The organism is Hydrocoleum sp. CS-953 (assembly GCF_002260545.1).
Lineage (GTDB): Bacteria > Cyanobacteriota > Cyanobacteriia > Cyanobacteriales > Microcoleaceae > Trichodesmium.
In genome coordinates, this window is sequence record NZ_LGSU01000377.1 from 1 (window position 1) to 2,925 (window position 2,925).

Consider the following 2,925-nt stretch of genomic DNA (forward strand, 5'->3'; position numbering starts at 1 on the left):
ATATTAAGGAAACTCATAACGCTATTTTCATAGCAGTTTCTGAGTATCAAGGTAAATTGAAAATTAATCCCAATCATTATATATTTCAGGAGAAAGACGATTTAATTGTTATAGCTCAGAAAGAAATAAAATTATAAATTTCATCATTTTAGGTTAGGATGTAATTTTTCAGCCTAGTTCCTGAACAAATCAGAAACTATTATAGTAAGTATTCAGCCGTCAGCTATTAGCCATTAGCTATTGATGAGAGGAGGAGGCAAAAGCCATTCAGAAATTGAGAGAGAATTAAAAGTTACTGCCAAAGTAGGCTCCCTCAACCGCGATAACTATAACTATTGATTTCAACCTCGCCTTTAAAGCTATTCCTTATAAGGAACTTCTGAAAACCTTGTGGGGAGCAGGGGAGCAGGGAGCAGGAGAGAAGGGACAAGGAGTATAGTATTGTTGGCAAAACTACTTAAACTTATCAAAAAAATTGATTTTTCAATGCACTTTTTCTCCTGAAAAAGTCCCTGCTACAATTCAATATAACTTGCCTATTTTGTCAAACTTTATATTAAGAAAAATGTTTATAAAGCATAACCTTTAAAGGGGAGATATAATTGTTGATAGCTGACTGCTAATAGCTGTTTACGCAGCATTCCGCAGGAAATGCTTACCTATTATAAATTGGATGATTTGTGTATTGTTTAATATTTAGGGATTCAAGTATCAGAGGGATAATTTACATCATTTTGATAACCTAAAACCTAACCACTTAATTTTTTACCAGATACAAACTCTCGTAAGCGAAGCAAACTAAAAGTTTGACCCAAATTTATAGGAAACATCGATATTCCTTCTAGACGAGATTGTACCCAACCATCTCCCCAATACCACTCATGAAACCCATCAATACCTTGACTCAGTATAAGCCTCAAACAATTTGGTCTCACTATATCAACATAATGCTTAATTTCTATCAGTCCAACCCAAGTTTCAAACTTTACACCCTCAGATAATTGTTCTGGTAGTCCAGGGGAAAAACGCTGAGGCCATAACCACATTTGTAATTGAGATGGACGCAGCAAACTATCTCTTATCGTAGCTTCAGCAGCTTCAATCTCAATCCGTAGATGGCTTTTTTGAAAAGTACCTAACATAACAATCTAATAACTAATAACAATAGATATAATTTTTAAATTTATATTTTGCTTATTTTCTCAAACAAAATTAGAACATTCCCAAATTATAGATTAACATTATTTCCTTTGAGCTTGGACAAATTTCACCTGTAGTATTCCAAGAGAGTTATGATAAAGAAAATCAGAATTATTAAGAAATGTAAGGACTCCAATGGTAGATCAACTAATTAGAGCTACAGCAGCAGAAGGAGGTATTCGTGCTGTAGGTGCAATTACCACTCGCTTAACCGAAGAAGCAAGACAACGACACAAACTTTCTTGGGTAGCCTCTGCTGCTCTTGGCCGAACAATGACCGCAGGACTATTATTAGCCTCTAGTATGAAAACTCCACAATCAAGAGTTAACATTAGCGTCCAAGGCAATGGTCCTTTAGGAACAGTGCTAGTTGATGCTGGCCTAGATGGAACAGTGCGAGGCTATGTAGAGAATCCTACAATTGAGCTATCACCAAATCAAATTGGCAAACTGGATGTAGGGAAAGCAGTAGGCAATCAAGGTTACTTATATATAGTCAGAGACATAGGCCACGGCTACCCATACTCCAGTACAGTAGAATTAGTATCTGGAGAAATTGGAGATGACATTACCCATTATTTAGTCACATCAGAACAAACACCATCAGCTTTAGTGCTAGGAGTATTCGTAGATACAGAAGGTATACAAGCAGCAGGAGGACTTTTGTTACAAGTCATGCCCANCAAGGTTACTTATATATAGTCAGAGACATAGGCCACGGCTACCCATACTCCAGTACAGTAGAATTAGTATCTGGAGAAATTGGAGATGACATTACCCATTATTTAGTCACATCAGAACAAACACCATCAGCTTTAGTGCTAGGAGTATTCGTAGATACAGAAGGTATACAAGCAGCAGGAGGACTTTTGTTACAAGTCATGCCCAAAGCAGCTATAGACGAAGAATTAGTTCAAACCCTAGAATCTCGTATCGCCTCTTTATCAGGATTCACTCCATTACTACGTTCGGGCAAAACATTACCAGAAATTTTCCAACAACTTTTGGGAGATATGGGCTTAAAGATATTACCTGAACGTCAAATAGTTCGTTTTAACTGTGACTGTTCTTTTGAGAGGGTATTAGGAGCTTTAAAAATGTTTGGTATAGACGAACTAAAAGATATGATTGAAAAAGACAAAGGTGCAGAAGCAACCTGCGAATTTTGTGGAGAAGTATATCAAGCCAGTCAAAAAGACCTCACAAAATTAATTCAAGACTTACAACAACCCTTCACAGAAGTGCCTATTGGACAATTACGGAAGTCATCTCATTGACATTCTCCCCACCTTACCCTTAGGCCAAAATCCAGAATTCCTAAACCGTGCTATGCACCCCTGAAATTTTCCCAATCTAGCTTAATACAAAGCTCGTGAAAACCTTAAAATTAATTGGGGTTTGCTGAAAAATTCTGTTGGTAAGGGTAGGACTCAGGAGTCAGGTAGAGGAGCCATTGGCTTGGAGATGTACAGAAGTCAGGAGAAATTGGAATTATAGAGGAGCTAGGAAAAAGAGTTGCCCCTTAATTTTTATGCCCTTGTCTGCCCTAAATACTAAATTTTTGCACCTCTAGAGACCGAAAAGCAGGGACTTGCCTTTATCTGTCAATGCTTTGAGATTTAATCAGCCAGCCCTAATTGCTTTTTCCATTCCCCCAATGCCTCCCTCCCCTTTCACGCGCTATGCTTTATAAACATCTTTCTTAAGATAAAACGTAGACATTAG

At 37.4% G+C, this 2,925-nt stretch carries 2 protein-coding genes and 1 pseudogene; 2 read left to right on the top strand and 1 reads right to left on the bottom strand.

What is annotated here, in order from left to right; translation table 11 throughout:
• Positions 1 to 749: 749 nt before the first annotated feature.
• Positions 750 to 1,142, bottom strand: a complete 393-nt coding sequence (locus AFK68_RS03605; protein WP_094671634.1) for a hypothetical protein — start codon at positions 1,140 to 1,142, stop codon at positions 750 to 752.
• A 193-nt stretch (positions 1,143 to 1,335) separates the two neighbouring features.
• Between AFK68_RS03605 and AFK68_RS03610 the strand changes: the two genes are divergently transcribed.
• Both AFK68_RS03610 and AFK68_RS03615 read left to right on the top strand, forming a co-directional pair.
• The coding region (locus AFK68_RS03610) for an Hsp33 family molecular chaperone HslO (protein WP_210407206.1) at positions 1,336 to 1,882 on the top strand (547 nt) is incomplete at its 3' end.
• Position 1,883: 1 nt separating this feature from the next.
• Positions 1,884 to 2,477 (top strand): annotated as a pseudogene (locus AFK68_RS03615) (Hsp33 family molecular chaperone HslO); the annotation flags it as partial.
• Positions 2,478 to 2,925: the final 448 nt, after the last annotated feature.

Bases quoted from the DNA above. Each gene is read 5' to 3' on its own strand.
- AFK68_RS03605 (WP_094671634.1), bottom strand. From the start codon at position 1,142: ATGTTAGGTACTTTTCAAAAAAGCCATCTACGGATTGAGATTGAAGCT.